Below are 25,114 nucleotides of genomic sequence, written 5' to 3'. Positions count from 1 at the left end.
CAAGCTGGCTTAGAAACCGGGTTTATGTGCTGGCTTAGGCTACGGTGTAGCCAGCGTCGGTGATGGCCGCCTTAATAGCCGCCTCTGAAACGCTGGCGTCTACGCTCACCTGCTTGGTTTTGGAGTCGGCGCTCACCTGGGCCGTTGGGTCGATCGCCTTAACAGCCTTGGTTACGGTTTCCTCGCAGGCCGAGCAAGCTAGGTTGGGAACCTTAAATTCAATTGTCATGCCAAACCTCTAAGTTCTCAATAGCTTCATCTTGAAGCTTCTAGTCGGCTATAGAGTCAAGGGTTAGCCCCAATAAGTTTTGTGCCTTTCCCCATTTCCCCAGATCACAACCTAAATCAAGATTGGCGAATCTGGGCTGGCTGTGAAATAATAGAAGGCTGTGTCTTAATTTTTTGCCCGCCCTATTTTCAGGTGAACTGTCATGGCTAAAGGCGTCCGCCTCGTCATTACCCTGGAGTGCACAGAGTGCCGGACTAACCCGGACAAGCGCTCCAACGGTGTATCGCGTTACACCACTCAAAAGAACCGTCGCAACACGACGAACCGCATTGAGCTGAAAAAATTCTGCACTCACTGCAACAAGCACACTGTCCACAAAGAAATCAAGTAATTATCACCCATGGCCTACTTCCGTCGTCGAGTATCTCCAATCAAGCCCGGAGACCCAATTGACTACAAAGATGTCGATTTGCTCCGTAAGTTCATCACCGAGCGCGGCAAAATTTTGCCCCGCCGCATCACCGGCTTGACCGCTAAACAACAGCGGGATCTCACCACTGCCATCAAACGTGCCCGCATTATCGCCCTGCTGCCCTATGTGAATGGGGAAGGCTAGGCTAGGCTAAAGATGGCGATCGTTAGGGTGTTGGCTTGGTTGACAAAGGAACGTTAGTCGAATTTAAGCACCAGGGGCAGCCCCGTTTAGGGGTGGTAGATCGGCCCGAGGGCAAAAAAAACTGGGTGGTTGTCGACGAGCGTGGCCAAGCCCACACCCTGCACCCGCGCGACTTTATTTACGAAGTCGGCGGCGATACCTACAAACCTGCCGATATTGGCCCCTTTGTCGCCGAGGCTGAGTCCTATATCGATCCGTCCAGCCTGGAGATCGCCTGGGAGTTTTTGAGCGAAGCCGGGGAGTCTGCGGACCCGGCGGCTCTGGCGCAGCTGCTATTTTCAGAACAAAGCCCCGCTTTTTGCTACGCGGCCCACCGGCTGCTGGCGGAAGATAAAGTTTTTTTTAAGCAGAAGGGCGATCGCTACGAACCCCGCCCTGCTGCCCAGGTTGACGAACTGCGCCTGCAAATCGAGCGCGAAACCCAGCGTCAGCAGGAGTGGGAATCGTTTATGACCAAAGCTCGCCAGGGGCTGGCGGGCGAAACGGTGGACTGGGACAAAAGCGATCGCCCCCGCCTCGAAACCTTAGAACGCCTGGCCCTGTTTGGCGATGAGTCAAATCAGCGCGCCCAGGCCGTAGAAATTCTTAACGCGTTGGGTATGGCTCCGACGGCGGCGGGCGCATTTGATACCCTAGTGGCACTGGGACTGTGGAGCGTTCACGAAAATCTGGCCCTGCGCCGCAGCCAAGTTCCCAGTCACTTTTCTGAGGAAACCCTTACTATGGCGCAGCAGCGTCTTCAGTCTCCGCCACCCGACCCCGATACCCAACGGTTAGACCTCACCCACCTCAAGGTTTACACCGTAGACGATGCCAGCACCCAAGAAATTGACGATGGCCTCAGCCTAGAAACCTTAAATGATGGCACTCAGCGCCTCTGGGTTCACATTGCCGACCCCACCCGCTGGCTGCTGCCGGGCGATGATCTTGATTTGGAAGCGCGTCGTCGCTGCACTACGGTCTATTTACCCACCGGCATGATTCCCATGTTCCCCATGGAGCTAGCCACCGGGGCCATGAGCCTGATTCAGGGCCAAACCTGCTTTGCCCTCAGCTTTGGTATTACCCTCAGCGCTGCGGGCGATATTCAAGACTACCAAATTCACCCGACGTTGATTCGCCCCACCTACCGCCTCACCTACGACGACGTCGACGAGATGCTAGAGCTGGGCATTACCGCTGAGCCAGAGCTACAGGGGCTGGCCCACTGGGCCAAGGTGCGGGGCCAGTGGCGGCTAACCCAGGGAGCCATCAGCATCAACATGCCCGAGTCGAGCATCAAGGTGTCTGAGGCGGGCGAAGACATAGTGATCGAGGTGTTCAACGACTCGATGGCGCGGCAGATGGTAGCCGAAATGATGATTTTGGCGGGCGAGGTCGCCGCTCGCTACGGCCAAACCCACGATTTAGCGATCCCCTTTCGCAGCCAGCCCCAGCCCGAGCTGCCCTCCGACGAAGAGCTGATTTCGCTGCCCACAGGCTGGGTGCGCGACTCCGCCATTCGCCGCTGCATGACCCGCAGCGAAGTGGGCGTTACCCCCAGCCGCCACGCCACCCTGGGCCTCGACAGCTATAGCCAGGTGACCTCCCCAATTCGGCGCTACCTCGACCTGGTGACTCACTTTCAGCTCAAAGCGCACCTGCGGGGCGAGCCGCTGCCCTTTTCCTCGACCGAGGTAACCGAACTAGCGATCGGGGCCAGTTCTGCCGCCTACGAGGCCACCCTGGTTGAGCGCCAAACCAAGCGCTACTGGGCACTAGAATACCTGCGCCGTCACCAGGATCGGGTTTGGGAGGTGATGCTGCTGCGCTGGCTGCGGGAAGACGAGGGCCTGGGGCTAATTATGATTGAGGATTTGGGTCTGGAGCTGGCCATGCGCTTTAACCGGGCCGTGGCCCTGGGCGAACAGCTGCAGGTGCGGGTCAGCCACGCCAGCCCCCGTCAAGACGTTATCCGCTTCGAAGAAGTGGCCCCAGAAAGTGAAGAGGCAACAGCGGTGGCCACAGCGGGCTAGGGCATTCTTGGAGCCGAGCTAAACGGATAGCCCGCAGCTGAATAGCGTTTCTGCTAAATCACGGGAGTGGGGCGTTCAGGGGCGTCTGAAGCCGTCATCGCTGCCGCTTGTGCCGCCGTCGTCGTATCCACCCGAAAGGCAAAGGTCACCAGCGCTGCTGCGACACACAGAACCGCCAGCAGCACCAGTGTCGGTGCCAGTCCCAGCCTCTGCTGCAAAACCGGCAGGCCCAGCGTGCCGACTACGGCACCGCCCTTTGCCACAGCCGCTGCCAGGCCCGCTCCACTGGCGCGAATGGCCGCCGGAAAGACGGCTCCTGAGAGTAAGAAGGTGGTGGCATTGGGGCCAGCATTCATCAGCAGGTTAAACAGCAAAAAGCCGCCAAAGACCAGCCCTAGGGCGGCGCGGCTGCTTTCGGGCAGCGCCGTTGAGGCCGCCAGCAGCCCCAACCCCGCCGCCATGCCCAAAAAGCCGACAATTTGCAGCACAATTGGCCCCAGGGGTTTCACCAGCAGCAGCGCCAGCAAGAAACCACCGATCAAAAACAGATCGACCAGGGCCGAGCCCTGGGCCGCCGCCATCGTTTGGGGCATCAGACCAGCAGACTGACTAAAGGCCAGCGCGCCCAAAATAACCGGCGTGAAAATGCCGACCCCATAGGTAGCGATATCCTGCAAAAACCAGGGCACTGACGCCAAAATGGTCTGGCGACGGTAGGCCGGAGCAAACAAATCTGAGTACGCGAGGGCAGGAGGGTTGGTGACGGCAATTCCCGCTGGTTCTAGCGTAATCGGCTCACCCAACAGCACCGAAGCGGCCGCTGAAGCGGCCTCATGGTCTCCTTTAGTCAGCAGATAGGCCGGACTTTCGAGAGAAACCCGCAGCCGCAGCAGGGCTACCCCCACCGCCAGTACTACCCCGATCGCCAGCATCCAGCGCCAGGCGTAGTGAACCGCTATCAGTTCATCACCGGGGTAGATCTGGCTAAAGGACTGCATGACCAGCAGGCCAGCGATCGCCCCCAGCAGTGCCCCCGCCGCCTGAAACGAAAACGCTCCAATTACCAATCGATCGCGGTGGCGGGCAGGAACGTTTTCAACAATGTAGGCCACGCTGATCGGGTAGTCGGCCCCAATACCGACGCCTACTAAAAAGCGAAAGGCCACCAGCGATGGCAGGTTCCAGGCCAGGGCCGTGCCGGCAGTCGCCACCACAAAAAGGATCACATCCACAATCAGCATGGGCTGGCGACCGATGCGATCGGTCAGAGGGCCGAGGGTTAGAGAGCCCACCAGCGCTCCGGCCACCGCCGCCGAGGCCACCATGCCTACCGCCGCTGGTCCCAGGCTGAGGTCGCGCTGCAAAAAGGGCAGCGCCACACCAATAATAAAGAAATCAAACCCGTCGAGGGCGATCAGGCTAGCGGCCAGCAGCCACAGCACCACCATAGGGCGCGTGATGGCAGAGCGATCGAGGCGCTGCTGAAAGTCAGCGGGCAAAGTGGCTAAAGACATCGACTCAATAATGATTTGGGTTGATCGCCTTCGCCCCAAGGGTGAGGACGATTTTGACAGTAGACAACTGGCGATGGTTACACCCCAGGCCGCCGCCTCAGTTTGGCGGTTAGACGTCAAACTATCCCCGGCGATCTGGTCAAAGCTACACCCTAACAAGCTCCGGCCCCGGCGGCTTACCTCCTAGGCTGTATTGCTAGTGTCAGACGCGCGGTTCTCAGGTCTGCTATTGCTGACTGAGCATTTTTGAGGCGTGACTATGGCCCATCAGCAGATCTATCCCCGAGGCTGCACATTTACAGAGGCTGACTGGGATGCTCTCTATCCGTTTTGGTATCCCATTGCCTTTAGCCGCGACGTCACCGACAAGCCGGTAACCGCGACCCTGCTCGACCAGCGCCTGGTCATCTGGCGCACCAGCGGCGGCCTGTCGGTGGCTAACGATATTTGCCTGCATCGGGGAGTGCCCCTCAGCATGGGCTGGGTGGCAGGAGACGCGCTGGTGTGCAAATACCACGGCTTTCACTATTCCGCCGATGGCCAGTGCATCAAAGTGCCCGCCAATCCCGAGGCCAGCATTCCCAAAAAACTTTGCCTCAAAACCTACCCAGCCAGAGAAGCCTACGGTCTGGTGTGGACAAACCTCAGCGGCGGCAATCAGTATCCCCTACCCGAGCTACCAGATTGGGATGGCCCCGACTATCAGCAAATTTTGCCCGCTGCCGTCGATTTGGACGCGGCGGCTGGACGGCAGATAGAAGGGTTCTTAGACGTAGCCCACTTTGCCTGGGTACATACCGAAACCTTCGGCGATATCAACAATCCGGTGGTGCCTCGCTACGAGGTTATGCCCACCGAGCGTGGCCTGCGGGCGGAGTACCTCAGCACCGTAAGCAACTTCCCGAAGGCTATGCAAGACCGTGCCCCGACCGATTTTAAGTGGCTGCGGGTGTTTGACGTATTCTTGCCGTTTACGGCCCGGCTGACGGTGCACTTTCCCGAGGGAGGGCGTCTGTGCATTCTCAATGCGGCGAGCCCGATATCGGCCCGCAAGACGCGGGTATTTGTGCCCATCTGCCGCAACTTCGACAAAGCCATGCCGCTGGAGCCGGTGTACGAGTTTAACTACCAGGTGTTTGAGGAAGACAAGCAGATGGTAGAAGCCCAGTACCCCGAAGACTTACCCCTGGATATGGCGGCAGAATCTCATATTGGGGCCGACAAGACCTCTATCGCCTACCGCCGGGGGCTGCGATCGCTCGGTCTAGGCGCACTTTACACCGCCTAGTTGCAGGCAGGGTTCAGGGTTCCAGGTTTACCTGAATGCCTAAACCTTGGCCCCTTCAACGCCCCCTTTAACGCCTAAGACGCCATCGCAATTTCAACCATTTCCTGAAGCTTGCCGTTCTGGTATAGCTCGATCAGAATGTCGGAGCCGCCGACAAACTCGCCGTTGATATACACCTGGGGAATGGTGGGCCAGTTGGAGTACTCTTTAATGCCCTGGCGAATGTCTGGATCAGCCAGTACATCAACCGTTTCGAAGGGCACGCCCAAAACGTTGAGAATTTGCACTACGTTGTTAGAAAAACCGCACTGGGGCATGAGCTTGTTGCCCTTCATAAACACCATAATGGTGTTGTTTTGAATCAGCTGATCGAGTCTTTCTTTAGTTGCCGAGTCCATGTCGTCGATACCTTTTCAGTACAGGGTGAACGGTTGAAGCTAAGCGAAACCAAACCCTAGGCGCTTTGAGCCGCCCAATCTTCTGGGGTATATGTCTTCAAGGCTAGCGCATGAATAGCTTCAGAGGACATCGCCTCGCGCACGGCCTTATACACCAGCTGATGCTGCTGCACCAGGCTACACCCCTCAAACTGAGACGATACCACGACCACCTGATAGTGGTCGCCGCCGCCCGTTAAATCTTGCACCTGCACGCTGGCGTCGGGAAGCCCAGCTTGAATCATGGCGCTAACCTGATCGGGAGTAATCATGACAGAGTTTCCTTGTGGGACAGGTAGCTGGGGTACTCACATCCCCTAAACCCATATTGCCAGGAGCAGTGCCCACTAGATAACCCCAGCGGCATTGAATCTGGCTATGGGTGACCGAGAAAAATGGTTGTCGGATTGCCTACTCGGCTGGCTCAGCAGGTTCAGCAGGGGTGGTGGCGGCTCGCCCGGCATAGGGCTCATCGACAAAGCCAAGCTCAAACAGCTGCTGGTAAGCCCGCTGCCCGAGTTCGCGGGTCGGCTGCTGGCTGCGCAAAATTTCCATCAGCAGGGGCACGGCTTCGTTGGGCTGGTTTTGAGAGCGGTAGACCAGGGCCAGCTGGTAAGACGCCTGGTCGCGCAGCTGGGCGGTTTCGAGCGCTTTTTCGCGGTTGCTGCGGTTGATCTGGGTGTCAACCCCGACAAACATCTGCGCCAGCTCTTGGTAATAGGTCGAAATTTGATTAAAGCTCTCTCGGGCCTGCTTAAGCTTTTCTTCGGCCAGATCGTAGTTTTGATCGGCGATCGCGGCGCTGGCCTCGGTCATGAGCTGCTGCCCCGCCGCAATACTCAGAGAGCTACTCGCCTGGTTGAGCGGTCGTACCGGATCGGCGTCGCTTTGGGCCAGGGCTGCTCCAGACATTCCCCCGACCAGGGCTACAGATAGCGCAGCGGCGGCCCAACCGCCCACGGTGTAACGCAGAAAACGAGGAGAAGCGACCATGAATACGCGAGGGTGAGGGACAACTAGACTGAAAAACACTGAGGTATCTTATCATCTCGGTATGACGTAATACCTGGTTTGGGGGCCAGTAGGGCAACTGCCCCAGGGGTTGTCCACAACGTCACAACCTTGTCACAGCCTGTTTCGCTGGCAAAACGTTCCCGCCGCTGGCTCAATTACCCATGACTGCATCTCCTGCCGATCCTCGTATGCCTAGTGACGGCCCCCGCCGTGCTTTTTGGGGAGAAATTTTGCAGCGCGGCGGCGAAGAGCTGCTGTTAGAGAAGGTACCGACTCGATTTACGACCCGCCTCAGTACCCCTACCGCCCTGGAGCCTCTGCGCCAGCGCCTTAACCCCGTTGCGCTGCGGGCGGTGGCCGGGGGGCAGCTGGTGGAATGGCAGGTGGCCGAGACAGATCTCGAACCCGCCCTGGCGCTGGCTCGCCGTGACCCAGCGGTGCTGTTTGCGAGCCACGTGTACCGATTGGCCGACAGCCCCCAAACCTGGGTTTACCTGACCGAGCAGCTCACGGTGCAGTTTACCCCTGAGACCACCGCTCCCGCCATCGACGCGACCTTGAGCGACCTGGGCCTGGCAATTGAGAAACCCCTGGCAGGCATTCCCAATACGTTTGTGGTCAAAGCCACCTCAGCTGCGACCGCAAACCCAGTCAAATTGGCCAACCGCCTGATTGGCCTAAACGGGGTGCTGGCGGCAGAACCCAACCTGTCGATCGAAACCGGCAGCCTTTACCGACCCACAGACGATCGCTACCGCCAGCAGTGGCATTTGTCCCACAGCGGCGGAGCCAATCTGGCGGCGGGGTCGCACATCTTTGCTGAAGCCGCCTGGGATATCACACGGGGGGCGCGATCGGTGGTGATTGCCGTCAGCGACGACGGTTTTGACCTGAACCACCCTGACCTGCAGGGCGTAGGCAAGCTAGTGGCCCCGATCGATCTACAAGACAAGGATGCTCTACCTCTGCCTACAAAGCAGAACGAGAACCACGGTACGGCGGTAGCGGGCCTGGCAATTGGGGAAGAAAACGCCATTGGCATTGTGGGGGTAGCCCCCGGCTGCGCCTTTTTGCCGATTCGCACCACGGGCTTTATCGACGATCGCTCGATTGAGCAGCTGTTTGACGAGGCCGTGCGCCGGGGGGCGGCGGTGATTGTCTGTAGCTGGTCACCTGCGACCAACTATTTTCCGCTTACCCTGCGGCAGACCAATGCGCTAACCCGAGCCGCCACCACGGGGCGCAACGGCAAAGGCTGCGTGATTGTCTTTTCGGCGGGCAACGCCAACCGCCCGGTCAGCGGCACAGTGAACGAAGCCCAGTGGCCCCCCAACACCCTCAGCGGTCCTACTCGCTGGCTCAGCGGGTTTGCCATTCACCCCGATGTGATTGCGGTGTCGGCCTCAACCAGCCTGGGCACTAAGGCCGCCTATAGCAACTGGGGCGAACACATTGCCGTGGCCGCCCCCAGCAACAATGCCCCCCCCAGCATGGCCCTGCCCCAGGTGGGGAGTGTGGCGACAGGGCCGCCCCTGCGCCAGTATTTGCCGGGATTGGGCATGGTTACCAGCGATCGCACCCAGGCGGCAGGCTACAGCCCCGATGACTACACCAACGTCTTTGGCGGCACCTCTAGCTCCTGCCCGGTGGTGGCTGGGGTAGCCGGGCTAATGCTCTCGGTCAACCCCAATCTGACCGCCCGGCAGGTGCGCGAAATTCTTCAGGCTACCGCCGACAAAATTGTCGATCGCACCCCCGATCCCCAGCTGGGTCTGCAGTACGGCACCTACAACGCCAACGGCCACTCCCAGTGGTTTGGCTACGGCAAGGTGAATGCGGCGGCAGCCGTGCGCGAGGCCCAGCGGCGGGCCTTTGCTGGGCGGCGGCTGGGTCGAGTGGTGCAGCAGCAAAACCAAACGGCGACGGCCATTCCAGACAATCAGCCCGGCGGGGTAGAGAGCAGCGTGGCCATCGGGGCTACTGGCACCGTCAGCGATGTACAGCTAGAGGTCAGGGTTGACCACGCTTTTTTGGGCGATCTGAGCCTGAGCCTGATTGCGCCCAGCGGCGCTGCGGTGCTGGCGCAGGGCCGTACCCTGGGGCGGCAAACAGAGCTGCGCCAGACCTACAGCCTGCAAACAACCCCAGCCCTGATGCGGCTGATTGGCCAACCGGCCCAGGGCACCTGGCGACTGCGGATTGTAGATAGCGTTTCCGGTGCCGCCGGCACGCTGCTGGGCTGGAGCCTTACGTTGGGAATCAGCTAGAGGAGCTAACGAGGAGAGCCAGCTAGCGCTGCAGCACAAACTCAATCCCGGTTTTGACCGCCTCATAGCCAAAGGTCAAAATCAGCGTGGTTAGAGTGCCGCCCAGCACGCACAGCACCAGGCCACCCAGACTGATAACGCCGTCGTCGTCGAGCAGGCCAAAGCCGGTAACAAAAATACCCATGGCGGGCAGCGTATTGGTGCCCGGAATGGGGATCATCATTGAAATCGACATCAGTGCGATCGCAATGCCCAACACCGTGCGCCCCACCAGGCTAGTGCACACAGGCGTCAGGCGGGGTCGAGAAACTGCCTCCAGACGCCGCAGCCAGGGAGTACCGGCCTTGACGATTTTTTGCACCGAAATTAGGTCAAACTGCTTGTGGTTCCAGCCCTCCGGCATCCAGGGGCGAGTGCGCCCAGCGATCAGCTGCACCGCCAGCAAAAACATCACAATGCCAAAGGGAGTTGAATATCCTGGAGCCGGGATGGGCAGGGCGGAGGGCAGGGCCAACACTACAAACAAAAAACCAAAGGTGCGTTCCCCGGCCAGGGTAAGAATTTCTTTGAGGCTGACCTGAGACTTGCTGACCTCTTCAAAAAAGTAGCGATTAAGTTCTGTAGAAAGACGGGCCATAAAAGGTTCTATAGGGTGATGAATAGGGATCAGGGCCGTGGCAGCGGATTCGGCACCCGCTGCGGAGTCTGCGCCCGGATCGCTTTTAGCGATGGTGCTAACCATAGCAAACTCAGAGACATCCCTAGGCTAGAGTGGATGGGGTTTTACGCCAGCTTTGCAAAGCCACCCGGCGCTCAGTTTTGCACCAAAACATGGTCTTGCAAAAATTGGCGCAAACGGCGGTCAAACTCGTCGCCCGCCCAGTTGGGCAGGTCGTTGTGGTCGGCATTAGGCACCAGCCACAAAGCCTTTGGCCCACCGCTAGCCCGGTACAGGGCCTCACTCATAACCGCTGGCACCGAGGCATCGGCCAGACCGTGCAGGTACAGCGTAGGCACCCGCAGGTGGCTGACTTTAGCAAGTGAGTCAAACCGCTGATTGAGTAACTGACTGACCGGAAACCAGCGGTTGTAGTGGGACAAAGTTGCCATATCACCCATCGAGGTGAATGAAGCTTCTACCACCAAGCCCGCCAGGTGAGGAATGCGGCTGGCCAGGTCAATGCCAATTGCCCCGCCCAACGAATGGCCGTAGATCACCAAATGGTTGGGTGCAACCTGCTTTTCGCGCTGCAAAAACTGCCAGGCCGCTAGAGCATCGTCGTACAGGCGCTGCTCACTGGGGAACGGGCCTGAACTCAGGCCAAAGCCCCGGTAGTCGATTGCTAGAACAGAAGCACCCAGCGATCGCAGCTGTATCGCCTTACCTAAATTGCTGGAGACATTTCCAGCGTTGCCGTGGAGGTACAAAATAGTTAAGTCATTGCCGCTGTCTGTCGGCAACCACCAGCCGTGTAGCTTTCCACCACCCTCTGACAGAGGAATCCAGACATCGCTGTAGGCCAAGCCAAAGGCGCTTGGGGTAGCGCCCATCGTAGGGCTGGGCAGATACATCAGCCGCCGCTGCGCCAGCCACAGCCACCCACACAGCAAAAGATAGATAATCCCTACGATGCCCAGAATACCAGCGAGAAATTTGAGCATGGACATGGAGAGGGGAGGGTAGAGAGAGAGTAAATGGATGGATGGGTGAGGAACAGGAGCAATCAGCAACGCCAGGAACACCTAAACATTTGCTCTTCATTATGGGGGATGTACCCTGTTTACCCATGCTCCTCTGTGACGATTTTTTGGTAGCTAAAGGTTTGGATAAAGAATTCCTGCGGTAGAAGCGCCCAGCAAAACTTCCTCACCCACCCCAAAACCAAAAGCCCGCATTCCCCTGATCCCCACGCTACGAGAAGCCGGTTTACATCTCCCACCCACTCACCCAATCCCCTACCCCGGCACCCGCTGATGCCACTCCGTCGCCTGCTCATAGGCATAGCCCACCTCAAACAGCAGGTCCTCGCGCAGAGCGTTGCCGATCAGCTGTAGACCAATGGGCAGGCCCTGGTCATCAAACCCGCAGGGCAAGCTTAGCCCCGGCAGCCCGGCCAGGTTGACCGGAATGGTCATCAGGTCACCCAGGTACATACTGAGCGGATCATCCACCTTTTCCCCGGCCTTAAAGGCGGTGGTAGGGGTGGTAGGACAGACCAGTACATCCACCTGGCCAAAGGCGGCCTCAAAGTCTTGCTTGATTAAGGTACGTACTTTTTGGGCTTTGAGATAGTAAGCGTCGTAGTAGCCTGCCGACAGCGCGTAGGTGCCAATCATAATCCGGCGCTTGACCTCGGCCCCAAAGCCCTCAGCGCGAGTTTTGGTGTACATCGAGAGCAGACTGTCGTTGTTGTTGCGAGCGCCGTACTTGACGCCGTCGTAGCGGGCCAGGTTAGACGAGGCCTCGGAGGGCGCAATGATGTAGTAGGTGGGCAGGCCATAGGAAAACCTGGGGCAGGAGATCTCCTGAACTTCGGCCCCGAGATCTTTGAGCTGCTGAATGGCTTTTTCGACCGCCGTGCGAACGGCGGGGTCAATGCCCTCAGCCGCAAAGGTTTCGGTAATAATGCCGACCTTGCGTCCCTTGAGATCGGTCTTGAGACACTTGGTATAGTCGGGAATTTTTACATTCAGGCTGGTGGAGTCTCTGGGGTCGTGGCCCGCAATACCCTGGAGCAGCAGGGCTGCATCCTCAACGGTAAGCGTCAGGGGGCCAATTTGGTCGAGGGAAGAGGCAAACGCCACCAGGCCAAACCGCGACACCAAGCCATAGGTGGGCTTGAGCCCGACTACGCCACAAAACGCGGCGGGCTGGCGAATTGAACCACCCGTATCCGATCCCAGGGCGACCGCGCACTCTCTTGCCGCTACCGCAGCAGCAGACCCACCCGACGACCCACCGGGTACGCGGCTGACATCCCAGGGGTTGCCAGTGAGCTGGTAGGCCGAGTTTTCGGTAGAGCTGCCCATGGCAAACTCGTCGAGGTTAGTTTTGCCCAGGGCGATTGCGCCCGCCTTCCGCAGCCGCTCTGTCACCGTTGACTCGTAGGGCGGCACGAAATTTTCCAGAATCTTGGAGGCGCAGGTGGTACGCACCCCTTCGGTACAGAGGTTGTCTTTGAGCGCGATGGGAATGCCCGCCAGCATACCAATCTCTTCGCCAGCGGCAATGCGAGCATCCACCTGGGCCGCCTGGGCCAGGGCGCGATCGCCCGTGACCGTCAGGTAGCTGTGAATTTGGGGTTCCAGGGCTGCAATCTGGTCGAGGTAGCTCTGGGTGATCTCCACCGCAGAGCGTTCTTTGCTGACCAACTGTTGATGCAGGGCGCGGATAACAGACATGGGACTCCTTAACAACTGATCCGGGGCGAATAAGGGCAACGGGCACCAAGGTATCAGTATAGGAAGGATAGGGCGCGAAACGCCGTTTTTAGCTGAACAGGTTGAAGACTCTAGCGCCCCTATAGGTCCCAATTGGCCGAGATGGGGCAAATAAAAGTCCCGGCAACCATTCGGCTCCGGGACTTTTCTTCGTAGGGGAGTTCCCCCGTCAGTGCGCTAGTCGCGGTTGATGGCGATCAGGAGGCGCAGAATGAACACAAACAGGTTGATGTAGGTGAGGTACATCGACAGCGCTGCCGACAGGTACTGCTCGTCTTTGTAGGTGCGGGGCAGAATGAAAAAATCCACCACCGAAGCGCCACAGAACACCAGCACGCCCAGGCCAGAGATGGCGATGTCGAGAAACTGGGGAATGGGGCCGCCAAACAGGCTAAAGATGAACTGGCCGACCACCGCTAGCAGCACGGCAACCACGCCGATACCAATAGTTTTGGTCAGGGCAAAACCATCTTCTTCAGACAGGTTTGAACCAATCTGGCGCGCCGCAATAAAGACAATGCCGCAGGACAGCGCCGCAAACCCAATGCCGGTGACGCCGACCCCGGAGGTGCCAATGGCCACCGCCAGCAAACCGCTGAGGGTGTAGCCGGTCAACAGGCTGTAGGTAGCCAACAGAGGCAGAGCAGTGCTGTTGTTGCCCTTAGAAGCCACATTCATCGCCACAAAAAATAGGGCGATCTGAGCAATGAACGCTACCCAAAAGGTGGGCATAAAGATAGCCGGGTTGCTGGCCATCACGCTCAGGCCGCCAAAGGAGCCTAGGGCGGTCAAAATTAGGCCGCCACCCACGTAGGGCAGGGCATTTTTGATCACATTAGGGCCAACTAAGGATTGGCCCTTGGCCTTGCTAATCGCTTCACGAAAGTTGCTGGTATTACTCAAAGCCCTATCCTCTCTAACAAAATAGATTTGGCAAAATAGATTTAGGTGCCCAGTCAGGGCGATGGCACAAGCTGAATTAGACTTCAGAGCTAGCTTAGCCGCTAATCCTGGGTAAACTGTTTTTCCTTACTTAGATTTTAGTCAACTTTACTGAACAAAGCGGGCTGCCTGAGGTGTGGATATCTACCCGCCCAGTGGTCGCCAGTTGAGCGCCGGTTGGCTAAGAGTCACAGGCCGCCATAGATTGACAACAGGGGCAACTACCATCGAACTGGAGGCTGCGCGTTAAGGAGCGTTGGGATGGAGGCTGAGGCGTGTAGAGGCAAGGCAGGCAAGCAGGGGGCAAAGACTGGCCCTGGGGTGTCACAGCAGCGCTGGTGGCGACTCGTTTGGGGTGTAGCCGCCACAGTAGCTCTATCGTGGACACCGATCGCTCAAGCCCAGGAGGGTACCACCGTTGAGCCTGACCGCATCATTCGCTCCAATCGGCGAGTGATCATTCGGCAGTTGCCAAATATTCTGCGCCAGCCGTCGATTATTATTTTGCCCTACCCCTACCCTGAGCCAGAAAGCGAGCAGGTGCGGGTTGAGTTCGATGCCCGAGGCACCGACTGGGGATCGGTTTATCTCAATAACCGCTTGGTGTATCGCCCGCATAACTTCGATCGCCAAGAGACCATCTACCTGCCCCCCGGTGGCTATCGACTCGAAATTACGGGCGTGGTGCGCTCTGATGTCTGGGCCAGCGGCTACCTCGACCTGGGCCGCGACAGCTCTCGGCTGGTGGTGATTCGCTTTTCTAAGACTGAGGGCATTACCGTATCGGGCAGCCCCTATGTCTGGATCCCTGACTGATAGTTGGGGTGGCCAGTCGAAAGGTTCAAACTGGCCACCGGAACAACCTACAGACTTATTTCAAAGCCGAGATCTTGATCGCCTCCGGATGGCCAGGGTTGCCGTGGATGACCAGGCTGCGCTGATTGGCGTGGAGGTGACGCGCGATCGCGTAGATCGTCTCCACCTGGTCGGGTGCCCCGGCCTGGGCCGCCAGTTCACCGAGGGTCAACGGGGCTGAGCTTTGGGCCAGGGCGTTGACCACCGCCTGCTGTAGGTCCAGCACTCCGGCGGCGGCCAGTTTACCCGCCTCAACCCCCGGCTGGTGGTAGGCATTGATATTCACCAGCGAGGCGTAGAAGCCCACCGCCCGCTCATACAGCGCGATCATGGCCCCCACGGTGTGGGCATTGACTTCGGGAATGGTCAGGGTAATCGACTGACGCTGGTTTTCGTAGAGAGCCTTGCGGGTGCCCTGCAAAAAGCCAAACAGAAAGTCGCCGCTAGTGGCACCGGGCTCCATCTCCACCGAATCGCCCTCTCGATCCTTCAGCACCTCGATGAAGGTGACAAAGAAGCTGGCTACCCCTTCGCGCAGCTGCTGCACGTAGGCGTGCTGGTCGGTAGATCCCTTGTTGCCGTAGACGGCAATCCCCTGGTAGACCAGGTTGCCGTCAAGATCTTTTTCTTTACCCAGCGACTCCATCACCAGCTGCTGCAGGTAGCGGCTAAACAGCAGCAGGCTGTCTTTGTAGGGCAGCACCACCATGTCTTTTTCGCCCTTGCCGTTGCCGGCATAGTACCAGGCCAGGGCAATCAGGGCGGCGGGGTTGCGGCGCAGGTTGGGCACGCGGGTGGCGGCATCCATCTCGCGTGCGCCACCGAGAATTGAGCGAATGCTGATGTTTTGCAGGGCCGCAGGCAGCAGCCCCACCGCCGACAGCTCAGAGGTGCGCCCGCCCACCCAGTCGCGCATGGGGAAGGTGGCCAGCCAGCCCTCGCTGAGGGCCTGGTTCTCCAGCTTGCTGCCCCGCCCGGTGACGGCGACCGCCTGCTTGGGAAAGTTGAGCCCCCGCTGCTCAAATCGGGTGCGCACTTCGACCATGCCGTTGCGGGTCTCGGCGGTACCCCCCGATTTGGAAGTGACAATCACCAGGGTGGTGGGCAGCTTATCTTCGAGGCGGGCCAGCAGGCGATCGATGCCCTCGGGGTCGGTGTTGTCGATAAAGTGAATGTCGAGGGGCGGAAAGTCTGGCCCCAGCGCCTGGGCAACAAACTGCGGCCCCAGGGCCGAACCGCCGATGCCAATCGAGAGCACATCGGTAAAGTGCTCTTGCCCAGGGGGATAAATGCTACCCGTGCGCACCTGACTGGCAAACTGCTCGATGCTGGTCAGGGTTTCGAGAATGTCTTGCTTGAGTTCTGGGGTGGGGGCGAGATCGGCATCGCGCAGCCAGTAGTGGCCCACCATGCGGTTTTCGTCGGGGTTGGCGATCGCCCCGGCCTCCAGGGCAGCCATGTCCGCAAAAGCCTTTTCAAAGCGGGGCTGCATGGCGGCCACAAAAGCATCGTCAAAGCCCATGCGGCTGACATCCAGGTAAAAGCCCAGACCTTCGTGGTAGTAGAGCCAGTCTTTATAGCGTTGCCAGAGCGCGGCGGCGTCCATCCTGTAACTCCTCGGTCTAAACCGTATTCGCTAACGTCCTGAGGTGCAGTTTAGGATAGGACGGCGACGACAACAAAAAGGGTGGCTAAACATACAGCCCTTTATCCCCAAGCCAAAGTAAACCATCCTGCCCTAGGGCGTGTCATCAATTTTAGCTACAGTGCTGATCCCAGCAGCAGGGCCACGCCCGACCCAAAAAACAGGCTAGAGGCTGCGAGAGTCAGTTCTCAAGTCATCAGCAATCAACTGATAGCAGCCCCTAGGTCTGCTCTAACGCCCTACTCAAGCGGTGCCGCGCAAGCGGCTTTGAACTTACGCAGACGAGTTGAGAGACTGCGAATGACTTCCAGAGCAAACATCGGCGTCTCTTGCACCAAGAACTTAAAGTGAGCCTCATCGACCAGTGCCAGGCGGCAGTTGGTTTTCGCCACTGCTGTCGAGGCGCGCAGATGGGGAATTTGTACCAGCGCTCCCTCCCCAAACACATCTCCTGCCGAGATGGTTTCAACCACGCGATCGTTAACCCATAGCTCAACCGTGCCCTCAATCACCCCATACATAAACTCGCCAACGGTGCCAATCTTGAAGATTGTCTCCCCGGCCTCAACGCTTTGATGGTTGGGGGTCGTCATAAACAGCTCGACGACTTGAATCGGTTTCAGCATCGGTTTTTACTCCAGCTCAGGCAGGTCGCCGCAATTTTATAGCCCTCCTAGCCAAGGGTAGGTTAACGCTACTTTAAGCTCCGATCGCGCCTTCGGTGAGCCATCAACGGATATGGCCCAGTCCTTATAAATTCCTTATAGGTGCTGTAATAATGTGTGCCTGTGCCCCTGTGCATAGATCTATTTATCTATGAGGAATCAACCTATGGCCAATGGCGTTAGCGGACGACGCGTTCGGGGAAGAGCCCAGAGTTTTTGGGATGACTTCAAGGCCTTTGCCCTGAAAGGGAATGTAGTCGATCTAGCCGTAGCGGTAATTATTGGCGGAGCCTTTGGTGCCATCATTAGTTCCCTAGTGGAAGACATTTTGATGCCCGCCATTATCAATCCCCTGCTGTCATCAGCTGGTACTGACTGGCGTGAGGCCGTCGTCGGCCCAGGAATTCGCCTGGGCAGCTTCCTGGGCACCGTCATTGACTTTGCAATTATTGCCCTGGTGCTCTTCATCATCATCCGCACCTTTGAGCGCTTCAAACGAAAAGAGGCCGCCGCTGAGGTCGAGCCCACCATTGAGGAAAAGCTCAACGACACCCTAATTCGCCTCACCGACTATCTGGAAAGCCGTCCTAGATAGTCTTCCTTAAGTCGCATAAGTCGAATGGCGTAGATTACCGCAGGGCGGAGGCAAAACCTGGTCAGAGTCGCTATAGTAAACGCTAACTATTGGCTCTCCGCCCCTCACACCATGCCCTCTCAACGCCAGAAGCAGCTAATTGAGTTTCTTCAGACCGAGCTTGCCGTCTCGTCGGAGGCGATCGCGATGGGATTGCGCAAGGCGGGGCAGACCACCAACCTGCTCCCTATGGCCCTGTGGCAGTACGGCTTAGTCACCACCGAACAACTCAGCCAAATCTTCGACTGGCTAGAGGAGGTTGGTCCGGCTGCCCCGTAATTCTGCCTATGCCGCTGGGGCAGCTGCGAAAAACTCGCCAAAAGCGAGCGGCTAAAATTCGTCATCGCTGTAGGTCATTGCTGACTCATTGTCGCGGCGAGAGCCTAGCAAATCGAGGCGATCGACGCGCACGACTGGCTTAGAGCGGGCCGCACCGCTAGAGCGGTCCTGCCAGTGATCGAGTTTTAGAGAGCCGCTGATCCCAATCAGGCTGCCCTTGCGGACGTAGTTGGCGGCTACTTCAGCATTTTTGCCCCACAGCTCCAGGTTAAACCAATCGGGCTTGTCGTCTCGGCTAGAGCGCCGCCGCACGGCCAGCGTCAAATTGCACACCACCGTGCCCGACTCAAAATACTTTACCTCTGGGTCAGTGCCAACCCGGCCTACCAGGGTTACTACGTTAACTGTCATTGCTACTTGCCTAACGCACGTCCCCGCATTGTAGGCGAAACCTCAATTATCCGTCAGCGCTATGTCCCCGCCTTGAGGAACTTAGTTAGCATCCCCTACGTCTAGGATCAGGCCGTTGGTTCCTCGAGAAGGGGCTGCCGTTTCAAGTCCCCAAAGCCTCACTGCACCAGAGTTTTTTTGCCAGGGTCCATTTTTTCGCTAACAGATACTTATTTCCTGACTGGACGCATCGATACGAAACGTAATAGAATCCACTTCGACATCAGCGTTAGTCTTCAGGGTGGCGCTTTGGCGTTGGTCAATTGTTTTTTCTTAGTTTAGGGGCGTGATTGCCTGTGGCTCTCTTCGACAGATTTTCTCGCGACATGGGTATTGACCTGGGTACAGCCAATACCCTCGTATATGTTTCTGGCAAAGGGGTGGTCCTGCAAGAACCCTCTGTAGTCGCCATCGACCAGGTCGAAAAGAAACCTTTGGCGGTGGGAGAAGAGGCCAAGCGCATGCTGGGTCGTACTCCCGGCAACGTCATGGCGCTGCGTCCCCTGCGCGACGGCGTGATTGCCGACTTTGATACCGCCGAGCTGATGCTCAAACACTTTATTCGCCAGGTGCACGAAGGCCGCACGCTAGTGTCGCCCCGCATCGTGATTGGTATCCCCAGCGGCGTCACCGGGGTTGAGCGCCGCGCCGTTATGGATGCCGCTCAGCAGGCAGGCGCTCGCACCGTCTACTTAATTGATGAGCCGGTTGCAGCTGCGATCGGGGCAGGTCTACCCGTAGCTGAGCCGACCGGCAACATGATTGTTGACATCGGCGGCGGCACCACCGAAGTTGCCGTCTTGAGCTTACAGGGCACCGTGCTGAGTGAATCGGTGCGGGTAGCGGGTGACGAGCTCAGTGAGGCCATCTCCAGCTACATGAAAAAGGTGCACAACTTGGTTGTGGGTGAGCGCACCGCCGAAGAGATCAAAATTACCATCGGCTCGGCCTACCCCAGCCCCGACGACAACGAGATTGCCATGGATGTACGGGGTCTACACCTGCTGTCGGGTCTGCCTCGCACCGTAACCGTCAAGAGTGCCGAAATTCGCGAGAGCATGGCCGAGCCCCTCTCGGTAATTGTGGAAGCCGTAAAACGCACCCTGGAGCGCACACCGCCCGAACTGGCTGCTGACATCATCGATCGCGGCATTATGCTGGCCGGGGGTGGTGCCCTGCTCAAGGGGCTAGACACGTTGATTAGCCACGAAACCGGCATATTGGTGCACGTCGCCGCCGACCCCCTGAGCTGTGTTGTACTGGGCACCGGACGGGTGCTAGAGAACTTTAGCCAGATGGGGCGGGTGTTCAGCGGGCGATCGAGCCTGTAAGGCCGCGCCAAAGTCGTCATCTACCCAGAACCTATGTTTGCTTTACGCCGCTGGTGGACACGTCATGCCCTCAAGGCGGGAATGGTTACCCTGGCCGTTTCCTCAGCTTGGCTATTGCGGGCTAGCGATGGTGCCCTCATTTACGAAGCCTATAATTGGCTAACGCGCCCTCTGCAGCCGGGCCTCAGCCGCGAACAGCAGTTTGAGAACAGCTATATTCTTGAGCTGCAGCAGCGCATTGTGGAGCTGGAGAACCAAAACCGCTCCCTGCAAACTATGGCCGACTACGAAGCCGCCGCCGTCCGAGAAGGCGTGCGAGCCGCCGTCATTGGCCGCGCCGCTGACCACTGGTGGCAGCAGGTTGTGCTCAATCGCGGTAGCCGTCAGGGCGTGGCGGTAGGGCACGTGGTAACCGGGCCGGGTGGTCTGATTGGGCGAGTGATTGCTGTATCTCCCAGTACCTCTCGGGTGCTGCTGATTAGCGACCCCACCAGTCGAGTGGGGGCCAAGGTCAGCCGTAGCCGAGCCATGGGGGTGGTGCGGGGGCAGTCTAACAACCGGGTGGTCATCGAGTTTTTTGAAAAACTGCCGGACGTCAAAACTGGCGATGTAATCGTTACCTCCTCCTACAGCCGCCTGTTTCCCCAGGACATTCCGATCGGGCGCATTGAGTCGATCGACCTGACCAAAAGCCCGGCCCCCGAGGCTGTCATTCAGCTGTCATCGCCGCTGCCCATCCTAGAGTGGGCCATGGTGCATCCTTTTGAGGCTAAGGAAACCGTTGACGCTCCTGTGCTGCCGGGTGCCACCTCCGAAAACGGCACAATACTCGAAAACGCAGGCGAGGCCAGGCCATGACCGTGAGCGCACGGGTTTCATCCCTGCCGCTGTGGCGACAGCCCTGGGCTATCAACAGCATGGTAACGGCAGCGTCGGTGCTGGTGTGCCTGCTGCTGCTGCCCAGCCGCATACCGGGCATGGAGCTGCTGGGGGTTGCGCCCCACTGGCTGCTGATCTGGGTAGTTGCCTGGAGCATTAAACGCAATCAGTGGCAGGGGGCGGTGGCCGGGCTAGTGCTGGGCCTGCTGCAAGACGCCATGACCTCTCCTCACCCCACTCATACCCTGAGCCTGATTGTGGTGGGCGTGCTGACGGCTCGCCTGCAAAAGCAGCGCTACCTCCAAGAAGATATTGTGTCGGTGGCGCTGATTGTATTTGCAATGGCGGTCATTGCAGAGACAGTACTGGCGCTGCAAATTAGTTTTAATCAGCTGGTGTCAGTCGACTCGCTCTACCCGCCTCTAGGCAGTATCTGGCTTTATCACCAGCGGATCGCGCTTAGCTCAGCTATCTTGAGCAGCCTCTGGGCACCAGCGCTGTACTATCCCCTGAACCGCTGGTGGGATCGGTACTCGTCGGACTCCTAGCACCCTTTTATCAAACTCAATCGCTGGCTTCGACTCCGCTCAGCTAGCGATCGGGCACAGTTTCAGAAATTGGCTAACCTCGCGGTCCGGCTAAGGTGGCTCGCTGCTGAATCTTTTGGCAGGCTGTCCAGAGGTCGGGCAGCAGGTGGGTGGGGCGAAAGCTCTGGAGGTAGCTGCTGCTGCGAATGCCGCAGGTGACGGCAACGGTGTCGATGCCGAGGGTTTGCCCAGCCATGATGTCGGCCTCAGTGTCGCCAATCATCCAGGAGTGGCGCAGGTCGTAGCCCTGGCGCTGCTGGGTGGCGATCGCGGCCCTGAGTCGTTCTACCTTGTGGCTGGCCTGGTTTTTGTAGGCGGCATCGACCCTGGGCATACCGTAGAGGTCACTAATCGCCCAGTGTAGATTGTGCTGGTTCAAAAACTGCATCACCTGCTCAGGGGGGCGCAGGGTAACCAGCACCACCCGTGCCCCACACTGGCGCAGCAGTTCTAGCCCAGCCCGGGCCTGGGGTTGTACCTGGTCGTGGTCAAGCAGGGCCGCGTGGTTAACAATGCGGCTAACCTGGGCCAAAAAAGCATCGATATAGCCTCCATCCAAGCCCGACCAGTGGGCAATTTGGCGATCGGGAACGCGGTTTTGCTTAAAGGTCCAAAACTGGGATTTTGATAGATAGCGAATGGCGACCTGATCGTTTTGGAGCTGAGCCTGATTTTGTACCCACGCTAGCCCCTGGCGGTAGGTGGCGTAGTAGCGCTCAGAAACATCGGCGATTGGGCCGTCGAAATCGCAAAAAATGGTGATCGCAGACATAGCTACAGAAACTCCCCACCGTTAAAGGCAGCCCAATTGGTTACCACTGAACATTGCCACAGATAAGCTTTGTTAATGTTTTCTTTACAAAGCTCAAAGCTTATTTACTTTAGCAACCCAACTTCAAAATGACTACCGCACAATCTTGGGCTGCTGAGGTTCAGTTTAATGAGAAGGGTCTCATGGAGCCTTCACCAAGTACTTAAATTGCTCGGCCATGCTTAAAGATAGGGTTTTCAGCTTCTTGGAGGCTTAAAGAAGCAATTTAGGGCAATTAAGCAAGTTTTTGGAACTTTTGAGCCGTTTTTACATCATTAAGCCAAAGTTTACGGTTGAATACCTGCTTTATCTGTTGAGGAGGCTATTTTGCGCTCACCGCACCGAACCCAGAGGTCGATCGCAGCTCTGACGCCGGCATTGGGTACCCCAGCGATCGCCGAGCCTCCGGTGGGCGATTGCCCGCTAAAGCCTCAGCCTCAAAGAGGGCGATCGCGGATTGTGCTGTACTCCCACGACACCATGGGACTAGGCCACAAGCGGCGCAATTTGCTGATTGCCCAGGCTCTGGGTAGGGCTGGGCTAGATGTCGATATTTTGCTAATTAGCGGCATGGGCGAAGCCAACGCAATGCCTGCGGCGGTCGGAATCGATACCCTCACCCTGCCCGCCCTGGCCAAGCTGGCCGATGGACAGTACCGGTCGCGGCGGCTAAATCTGGAGCTACAGGAGATTGTCAGGCTGCGATCGCAGCTGATCTTAGCCACGATCAAAAATTTTCGGCCCGACGTGCTGATTGTGGACAACGTGCCGCGTGGTGCCGTACGAGAGCTAGATGCCACGCTGGAGTATATTCGCCGTCACCTGCCCACCCGCTGTGTTTTGGGCCTGCGAGATGTGCTCGATACCCCCGCCACCGTGCGCCGCGACTGGCACCGGGCCGAGAATATGGCTGCCATTCGCCGCTACTACGACACCGTATGGATCTACGGTGACCCGGCGATCTACGATCTCCGCCGCGAGTACCGCTTTCCCGCCGATATTGCCGCTAAGATGCGTCCGTTAGGCTACCTCGACCCGCGCACCCGCCCGACTAGTGCGGCGGCCCGCGACCAAATTCAACAGCTGAGGCTACCCAGCGTTGGCGCAGCCTGTCCAATGGAGAATCGCGACCTGGTGCTGTGTCAGGTAGGCGGTGGTCAAGATGGTTCTGCCCTGGCCGCAGCCTTTGCCCAGGCCACCTTTCCGTCCGCTGCGGTGGGCGTCTTGCTGACCGGCCCCTTTATGCCCGCTGAGGCACAGCAGCGACTGCGCGCCCTGGTCGAGGCCAACCCCCAAGTGCTTCTAGTGGAATACCTGGCCGAGCCAACGCTACTGCTGGAGCAAGCCAGTCGGGTAGTGGCGATGGGGGGCTACAACACTACCTGCGAAATTCTGGCTTACCAAAAGCCCGCGCTGGTGGTGCCCCGCATTAGCCCCCGCCAGGAACAGTGGCTTCGGGCCGATCGCCTGCGCCGACAGAGCCTCATTGACATGCTGCATCCCAGCCACCTCAGCCCCCAGGCCCTAACCCACTGGCTTCATCAACCCCGGCCCATTCGTCCCGCTGGCGGTGCCAGCGTTAACCTCAACGGGCTAGACAACCTGGCAGTCGACCTCAAAAGGCTGCTTGCGATCGCCACCCTGCCAAATTCTCAAGCCTCTTGACAGCCGCAATCTAGCCTCTTCCCCTACCCTCATCTCCCTACCTCTCACTAGGACCCTACGAGAAGCCGTCTACATCTTCCCCACCCTCCTCATCCCCTTGATCGTTAACCCACCCACCCATCCCCTTTCTCCCTATGGGAGACGCTAGCGCGTTGGCAAAGCCTGTCCAAAGGACAAACGACTCCGCTCAGGGACCATCACCCATCCACTCGTTCACCCATCCACTCCCCATGTCCCCCGTTGCCTACATCGTCAAACGCTACCCTCGCTATTCAGAGACCTTCATTGTCAACGAGATACTGGCCCACGAGGCGGCGGGTGTAGAGGTGCATATCTTTGCCCTGCGCCCGCCGTCGGATACCCACTTTCAAGACAAGATTTCGCGCGTGCGGGCTCCAGTGACCTACCTGCACAAACCAAGTCAGGGACGCAGCAATCCATCGATTGACACCCCAAACCCCAGCGCGGCCACCTACTTTTGGTCAGAATTGAAGGAGGCGGCTCAGGTATTCCCCGACCTGTGGGGGAAGCTAGGCTACGCGGCCAACGAGGGCTCTAGCGTGGTCTACCAGGCGGCGTGGCTGGCCCAGGAGGTGCGGCTGCGGAGCATTACTCACCTGCACGCCCATTTTGGCAGCGTGGCCACCAGCGTGGCGCGGTTGGCAGCCCACTTCGCCGCCGTGCCCTACAGCTTTACCGCCCACGCCAAAGATATTTTTCACGAGTCGGTAGATCCTGAAGATCTGCGCCGCAAACTGCGGGATGCGGCTTCGGTCGTTACCGTGAGCGACTACAACTTGGCCTACCTGCGCCAGCGGTTTGGGGCCGATGCCAGTCGGGTGCAGCGCATCTACAACGGCATGGATTTGGCAGCATTGCGCTACCAGCCGACGGCGGGGCGATCGCCCACTATTCTCTCGGTGTGCCGCCTGGTGGAGAAGAAAGGGCTTACCTACCTGATTGAGGCCTGCGATCGCCTGCGCCAGCGCGGGGTCGAGTTTACCTGCCAACTGGTTGGTACGGGGCCGCTGGAGGAAAAGCTGCGATCGCAGATTCAGGCCTTGCACCTGGATGATTGGGTGGAGATTTTAGGCCCCCGCCCCCAGCACGAGGTATTTGCCCTGATGCAGCAGGCCTCTGTCTTTGTCGCCCCCTACGTGGTTGGCAGCGACGGCAACCGCGACGGGCTGCCCACGGCGCTGCTGGAGGCGATGGCCCTGGGCACCCCCTGTGTGGCCACCGATGTAACCGGCATCCCGGAAATTATTCGCGATGGTGCAACCGGGTTGCTAGTAGACCAGGGGGATAGCGACGGCCTGGCTACGGCGCTGCAGCGACTGCTGAACGAGGACGAACTTGGGACAGAACTGGCGGCCAGGGCGCGATCGCTGATTGAAGCCGAGTTTGATATCGCCCACAATGCGGCTGTCCTGCGAACGCACTTTTGCCCTGCACCCCAGCTTCAGCCCCAGCTTCAGGAGATGTGAACC

26 protein-coding genes are annotated in these 25,114 nt (G+C 58.6%); 13 read left to right on the top strand and 13 right to left on the bottom strand.

The window, feature by feature from the left end; translation table 11 throughout:
* Positions 1–34: 34 nt before the first annotated feature.
* On the bottom strand, positions 35–229 hold the full coding sequence (locus ACQ4N7_RS16835; protein WP_430712654.1) for a heavy-metal-associated domain-containing protein: 195 nt from the start codon (positions 227–229) through the stop codon (positions 35–37).
* 202 nt (positions 230–431) lie between these two features.
* Here ACQ4N7_RS16835 and rpmG point away from each other — a divergent pair, with 202 nt between their 5' ends.
* From rpmG to ACQ4N7_RS16820, 3 genes are read left to right on the top strand one after another with little or no spacing between them, the layout of a single operon-like run.
* The gene (rpmG, locus tag ACQ4N7_RS16830; protein ID WP_072015960.1) at positions 432–620 is read left to right on the top strand and encodes a 50S ribosomal protein L33; all 189 of its coding nucleotides are present in this window, start codon (positions 432–434) and stop codon (positions 618–620) included.
* Positions 621–629: 9 nt separating this feature from the next.
* Positions 630–845, top strand: coding sequence for a 30S ribosomal protein S18 (rpsR, locus tag ACQ4N7_RS16825; protein ID WP_017298240.1), 216 nt, complete (start codon positions 630–632; stop codon positions 843–845).
* A 35-nt stretch (positions 846–880) separates the two neighbouring features.
* Positions 881–2,920 carry a ribonuclease catalytic domain-containing protein gene (locus ACQ4N7_RS16820; protein WP_430712653.1) on the top strand — a complete coding sequence of 680 codons (2,040 nt, stop codon included), beginning with the start codon at positions 881–883 and terminating at the stop codon, positions 2,918–2,920.
* 53 nt (positions 2,921–2,973) lie between these two features.
* Here the strand turns inward: ACQ4N7_RS16820 and ACQ4N7_RS16815 are convergent, their stop codons facing one another.
* Positions 2,974–4,434 carry an MFS transporter gene (locus tag ACQ4N7_RS16815; RefSeq protein ID WP_430712652.1) on the bottom strand — a complete coding sequence of 487 codons (1,461 nt, stop codon included), beginning with the start codon at positions 4,432–4,434 and terminating at the stop codon, positions 2,974–2,976.
* Between the two features lie 259 nt (positions 4,435–4,693).
* On the opposite strand from ACQ4N7_RS16815, the gene ACQ4N7_RS16810 reads away from it, so the two are divergent.
* Entirely contained in the window at positions 4,694–5,722 is a 1,029-nt protein-coding gene (locus ACQ4N7_RS16810) for a Rieske 2Fe-2S domain-containing protein (RefSeq protein WP_430712651.1), read from the top strand.
* A 74-nt stretch (positions 5,723–5,796) separates the two neighbouring features.
* On the opposite strand, the gene grxD is transcribed toward ACQ4N7_RS16810, so the two are convergent.
* From grxD to ACQ4N7_RS16795, 3 genes are all read right to left on the bottom strand, one after another.
* Positions 5,797–6,120: a Grx4 family monothiol glutaredoxin gene (gene grxD / locus ACQ4N7_RS16805; protein WP_106870666.1), complete on the bottom strand. Its 324-nt coding sequence runs from the start codon at positions 6,118–6,120 to the stop codon at positions 5,797–5,799.
* A gap of 56 nt (positions 6,121–6,176) precedes the next feature.
* Entirely contained in the window at positions 6,177–6,431 is a 255-nt protein-coding gene (locus ACQ4N7_RS16800) for a BolA family protein (RefSeq protein WP_430712650.1), read from the bottom strand.
* A 139-nt stretch (positions 6,432–6,570) separates the two neighbouring features.
* Positions 6,571–7,152, bottom strand: coding sequence for a hypothetical protein (locus tag ACQ4N7_RS16795; RefSeq protein ID WP_430712649.1), 582 nt, complete (start codon positions 7,150–7,152; stop codon positions 6,571–6,573).
* Between the two features lie 182 nt (positions 7,153–7,334).
* Here ACQ4N7_RS16795 and ACQ4N7_RS16790 point away from each other — a divergent pair, with 182 nt between their 5' ends.
* Positions 7,335–9,440 (top strand): S8 family serine peptidase, encoded by a 2,106-nt coding sequence (locus tag ACQ4N7_RS16790; RefSeq protein ID WP_430712648.1) that lies wholly within the window; start codon positions 7,335–7,337, stop codon positions 9,438–9,440.
* 22 nt (positions 9,441–9,462) lie between these two features.
* On the opposite strand, the gene ACQ4N7_RS16785 is transcribed toward ACQ4N7_RS16790, so the two are convergent.
* The 4 genes from ACQ4N7_RS16785 to ACQ4N7_RS16770 all read right to left on the bottom strand — a co-directional run bounded on the left by ACQ4N7_RS16785 (position 9,463) and on the right by ACQ4N7_RS16770 (position 13,784).
* Positions 9,463–10,077 (bottom strand): exopolysaccharide biosynthesis protein, encoded by a 615-nt coding sequence (locus tag ACQ4N7_RS16785; RefSeq protein ID WP_430712676.1) that lies wholly within the window; start codon positions 10,075–10,077, stop codon positions 9,463–9,465.
* Positions 10,078–10,253: 176 nt separating this feature from the next.
* Positions 10,254–11,102 (bottom strand): alpha/beta hydrolase, encoded by an 849-nt coding sequence (locus ACQ4N7_RS16780; RefSeq protein ID WP_430712647.1) that lies wholly within the window; start codon positions 11,100–11,102, stop codon positions 10,254–10,256.
* Between the two features lie 294 nt (positions 11,103–11,396).
* Positions 11,397–12,842 (bottom strand): Asp-tRNA(Asn)/Glu-tRNA(Gln) amidotransferase subunit GatA, encoded by a 1,446-nt coding sequence (gene gatA / locus ACQ4N7_RS16775; RefSeq protein WP_430712646.1) that lies wholly within the window; start codon positions 12,840–12,842, stop codon positions 11,397–11,399.
* Between the two features lie 216 nt (positions 12,843–13,058).
* The gene (locus ACQ4N7_RS16770) at positions 13,059–13,784 is read right to left on the bottom strand and encodes a Bax inhibitor-1/YccA family protein (RefSeq protein ID WP_430712645.1); all 726 of its coding nucleotides are present in this window, start codon (positions 13,782–13,784) and stop codon (positions 13,059–13,061) included.
* A 300-nt stretch (positions 13,785–14,084) separates the two neighbouring features.
* Here ACQ4N7_RS16770 and ACQ4N7_RS16765 point away from each other — a divergent pair, with 300 nt between their 5' ends.
* A complete protein-coding gene (locus tag ACQ4N7_RS16765; protein WP_430712644.1) occupies positions 14,085–14,639 on the top strand; it encodes a hypothetical protein in 555 nt (184 codons plus the stop codon).
* A 55-nt stretch (positions 14,640–14,694) separates the two neighbouring features.
* On the opposite strand, the gene ACQ4N7_RS16760 is transcribed toward ACQ4N7_RS16765, so the two are convergent.
* A complete protein-coding gene (locus ACQ4N7_RS16760; RefSeq protein ID WP_430712643.1) occupies positions 14,695–16,284 on the bottom strand; it encodes a glucose-6-phosphate isomerase in 1,590 nt (529 codons plus the stop codon).
* A 278-nt stretch (positions 16,285–16,562) separates the two neighbouring features.
* A complete protein-coding gene (locus ACQ4N7_RS16755; protein ID WP_430712642.1) occupies positions 16,563–16,949 on the bottom strand; it encodes a cyclic nucleotide-binding domain-containing protein in 387 nt (128 codons plus the stop codon).
* 205 nt (positions 16,950–17,154) lie between these two features.
* On the opposite strand from ACQ4N7_RS16755, the gene mscL reads away from it, so the two are divergent.
* Together mscL and ACQ4N7_RS16745 are read left to right on the top strand one after the other, a co-directional pair.
* The gene (gene mscL / locus ACQ4N7_RS16750; RefSeq protein WP_430712641.1) at positions 17,155–17,583 is read left to right on the top strand and encodes a large conductance mechanosensitive channel protein MscL; all 429 of its coding nucleotides are present in this window, start codon (positions 17,155–17,157) and stop codon (positions 17,581–17,583) included.
* Between the two features lie 111 nt (positions 17,584–17,694).
* Positions 17,695–17,901, top strand: coding sequence for a DUF2949 domain-containing protein (locus ACQ4N7_RS16745; RefSeq protein ID WP_430712640.1), 207 nt, complete (start codon positions 17,695–17,697; stop codon positions 17,899–17,901).
* 51 nt (positions 17,902–17,952) lie between these two features.
* On the opposite strand, the gene ACQ4N7_RS16740 is transcribed toward ACQ4N7_RS16745, so the two are convergent.
* Complete coding sequence (locus ACQ4N7_RS16740) at positions 17,953–18,312, bottom strand: single-stranded DNA-binding protein (protein ID WP_194053695.1); 360 nt, start codon at positions 18,310–18,312, stop codon at positions 17,953–17,955.
* 335 nt (positions 18,313–18,647) lie between these two features.
* Here ACQ4N7_RS16740 and ACQ4N7_RS16735 point away from each other — a divergent pair, with 335 nt between their 5' ends.
* The 3 genes from ACQ4N7_RS16735 to mreD are packed head-to-tail and all read left to right on the top strand — an operon-like array spanning position 18,648 to position 21,109.
* A complete protein-coding gene (locus tag ACQ4N7_RS16735) occupies positions 18,648–19,682 on the top strand; it encodes a rod shape-determining protein (RefSeq protein WP_072016034.1) in 1,035 nt (344 codons plus the stop codon).
* A 33-nt stretch (positions 19,683–19,715) separates the two neighbouring features.
* The gene (gene mreC, locus ACQ4N7_RS16730) at positions 19,716–20,540 is read left to right on the top strand and encodes a rod shape-determining protein MreC (protein ID WP_430712639.1); all 825 of its coding nucleotides are present in this window, start codon (positions 19,716–19,718) and stop codon (positions 20,538–20,540) included.
* A complete protein-coding gene (gene mreD, locus ACQ4N7_RS16725; protein ID WP_430712638.1) occupies positions 20,537–21,109 on the top strand; it encodes a rod shape-determining protein MreD in 573 nt (190 codons plus the stop codon). Before mreC ends, mreD begins: the two co-directional genes overlap by 4 nt.
* A gap of 73 nt (positions 21,110–21,182) precedes the next feature.
* Here the strand turns inward: mreD and ACQ4N7_RS16720 are convergent, their stop codons facing one another.
* On the bottom strand, positions 21,183–21,920 hold the full coding sequence (locus tag ACQ4N7_RS16720; protein ID WP_430712637.1) for an HAD family hydrolase: 738 nt from the start codon (positions 21,918–21,920) through the stop codon (positions 21,183–21,185).
* A 366-nt stretch (positions 21,921–22,286) separates the two neighbouring features.
* Here ACQ4N7_RS16720 and ACQ4N7_RS16715 point away from each other — a divergent pair, with 366 nt between their 5' ends.
* Together ACQ4N7_RS16715 and ACQ4N7_RS16710 are read left to right on the top strand one after the other, a co-directional pair.
* Positions 22,287–23,624 (top strand): glycosyltransferase family protein, encoded by a 1,338-nt coding sequence (locus ACQ4N7_RS16715; protein WP_430712636.1) that lies wholly within the window; start codon positions 22,287–22,289, stop codon positions 23,622–23,624.
* 230 nt (positions 23,625–23,854) lie between these two features.
* Complete coding sequence (locus ACQ4N7_RS16710; protein WP_430712635.1) at positions 23,855–25,111, top strand: glycosyltransferase; 1,257 nt, start codon at positions 23,855–23,857, stop codon at positions 25,109–25,111.
* Positions 25,112–25,114 lie beyond the last annotated feature (3 nt).

The sequence above is a fragment of the Nodosilinea sp. AN01ver1 genome (assembly GCF_050565655.1).
In the GTDB taxonomy this organism is placed as follows: Bacteria; Cyanobacteriota; Cyanobacteriia; order Phormidesmidales; family Phormidesmidaceae; genus Nodosilinea.
This window is presented reverse-complemented; position numbering and strand designations above follow the sequence as displayed.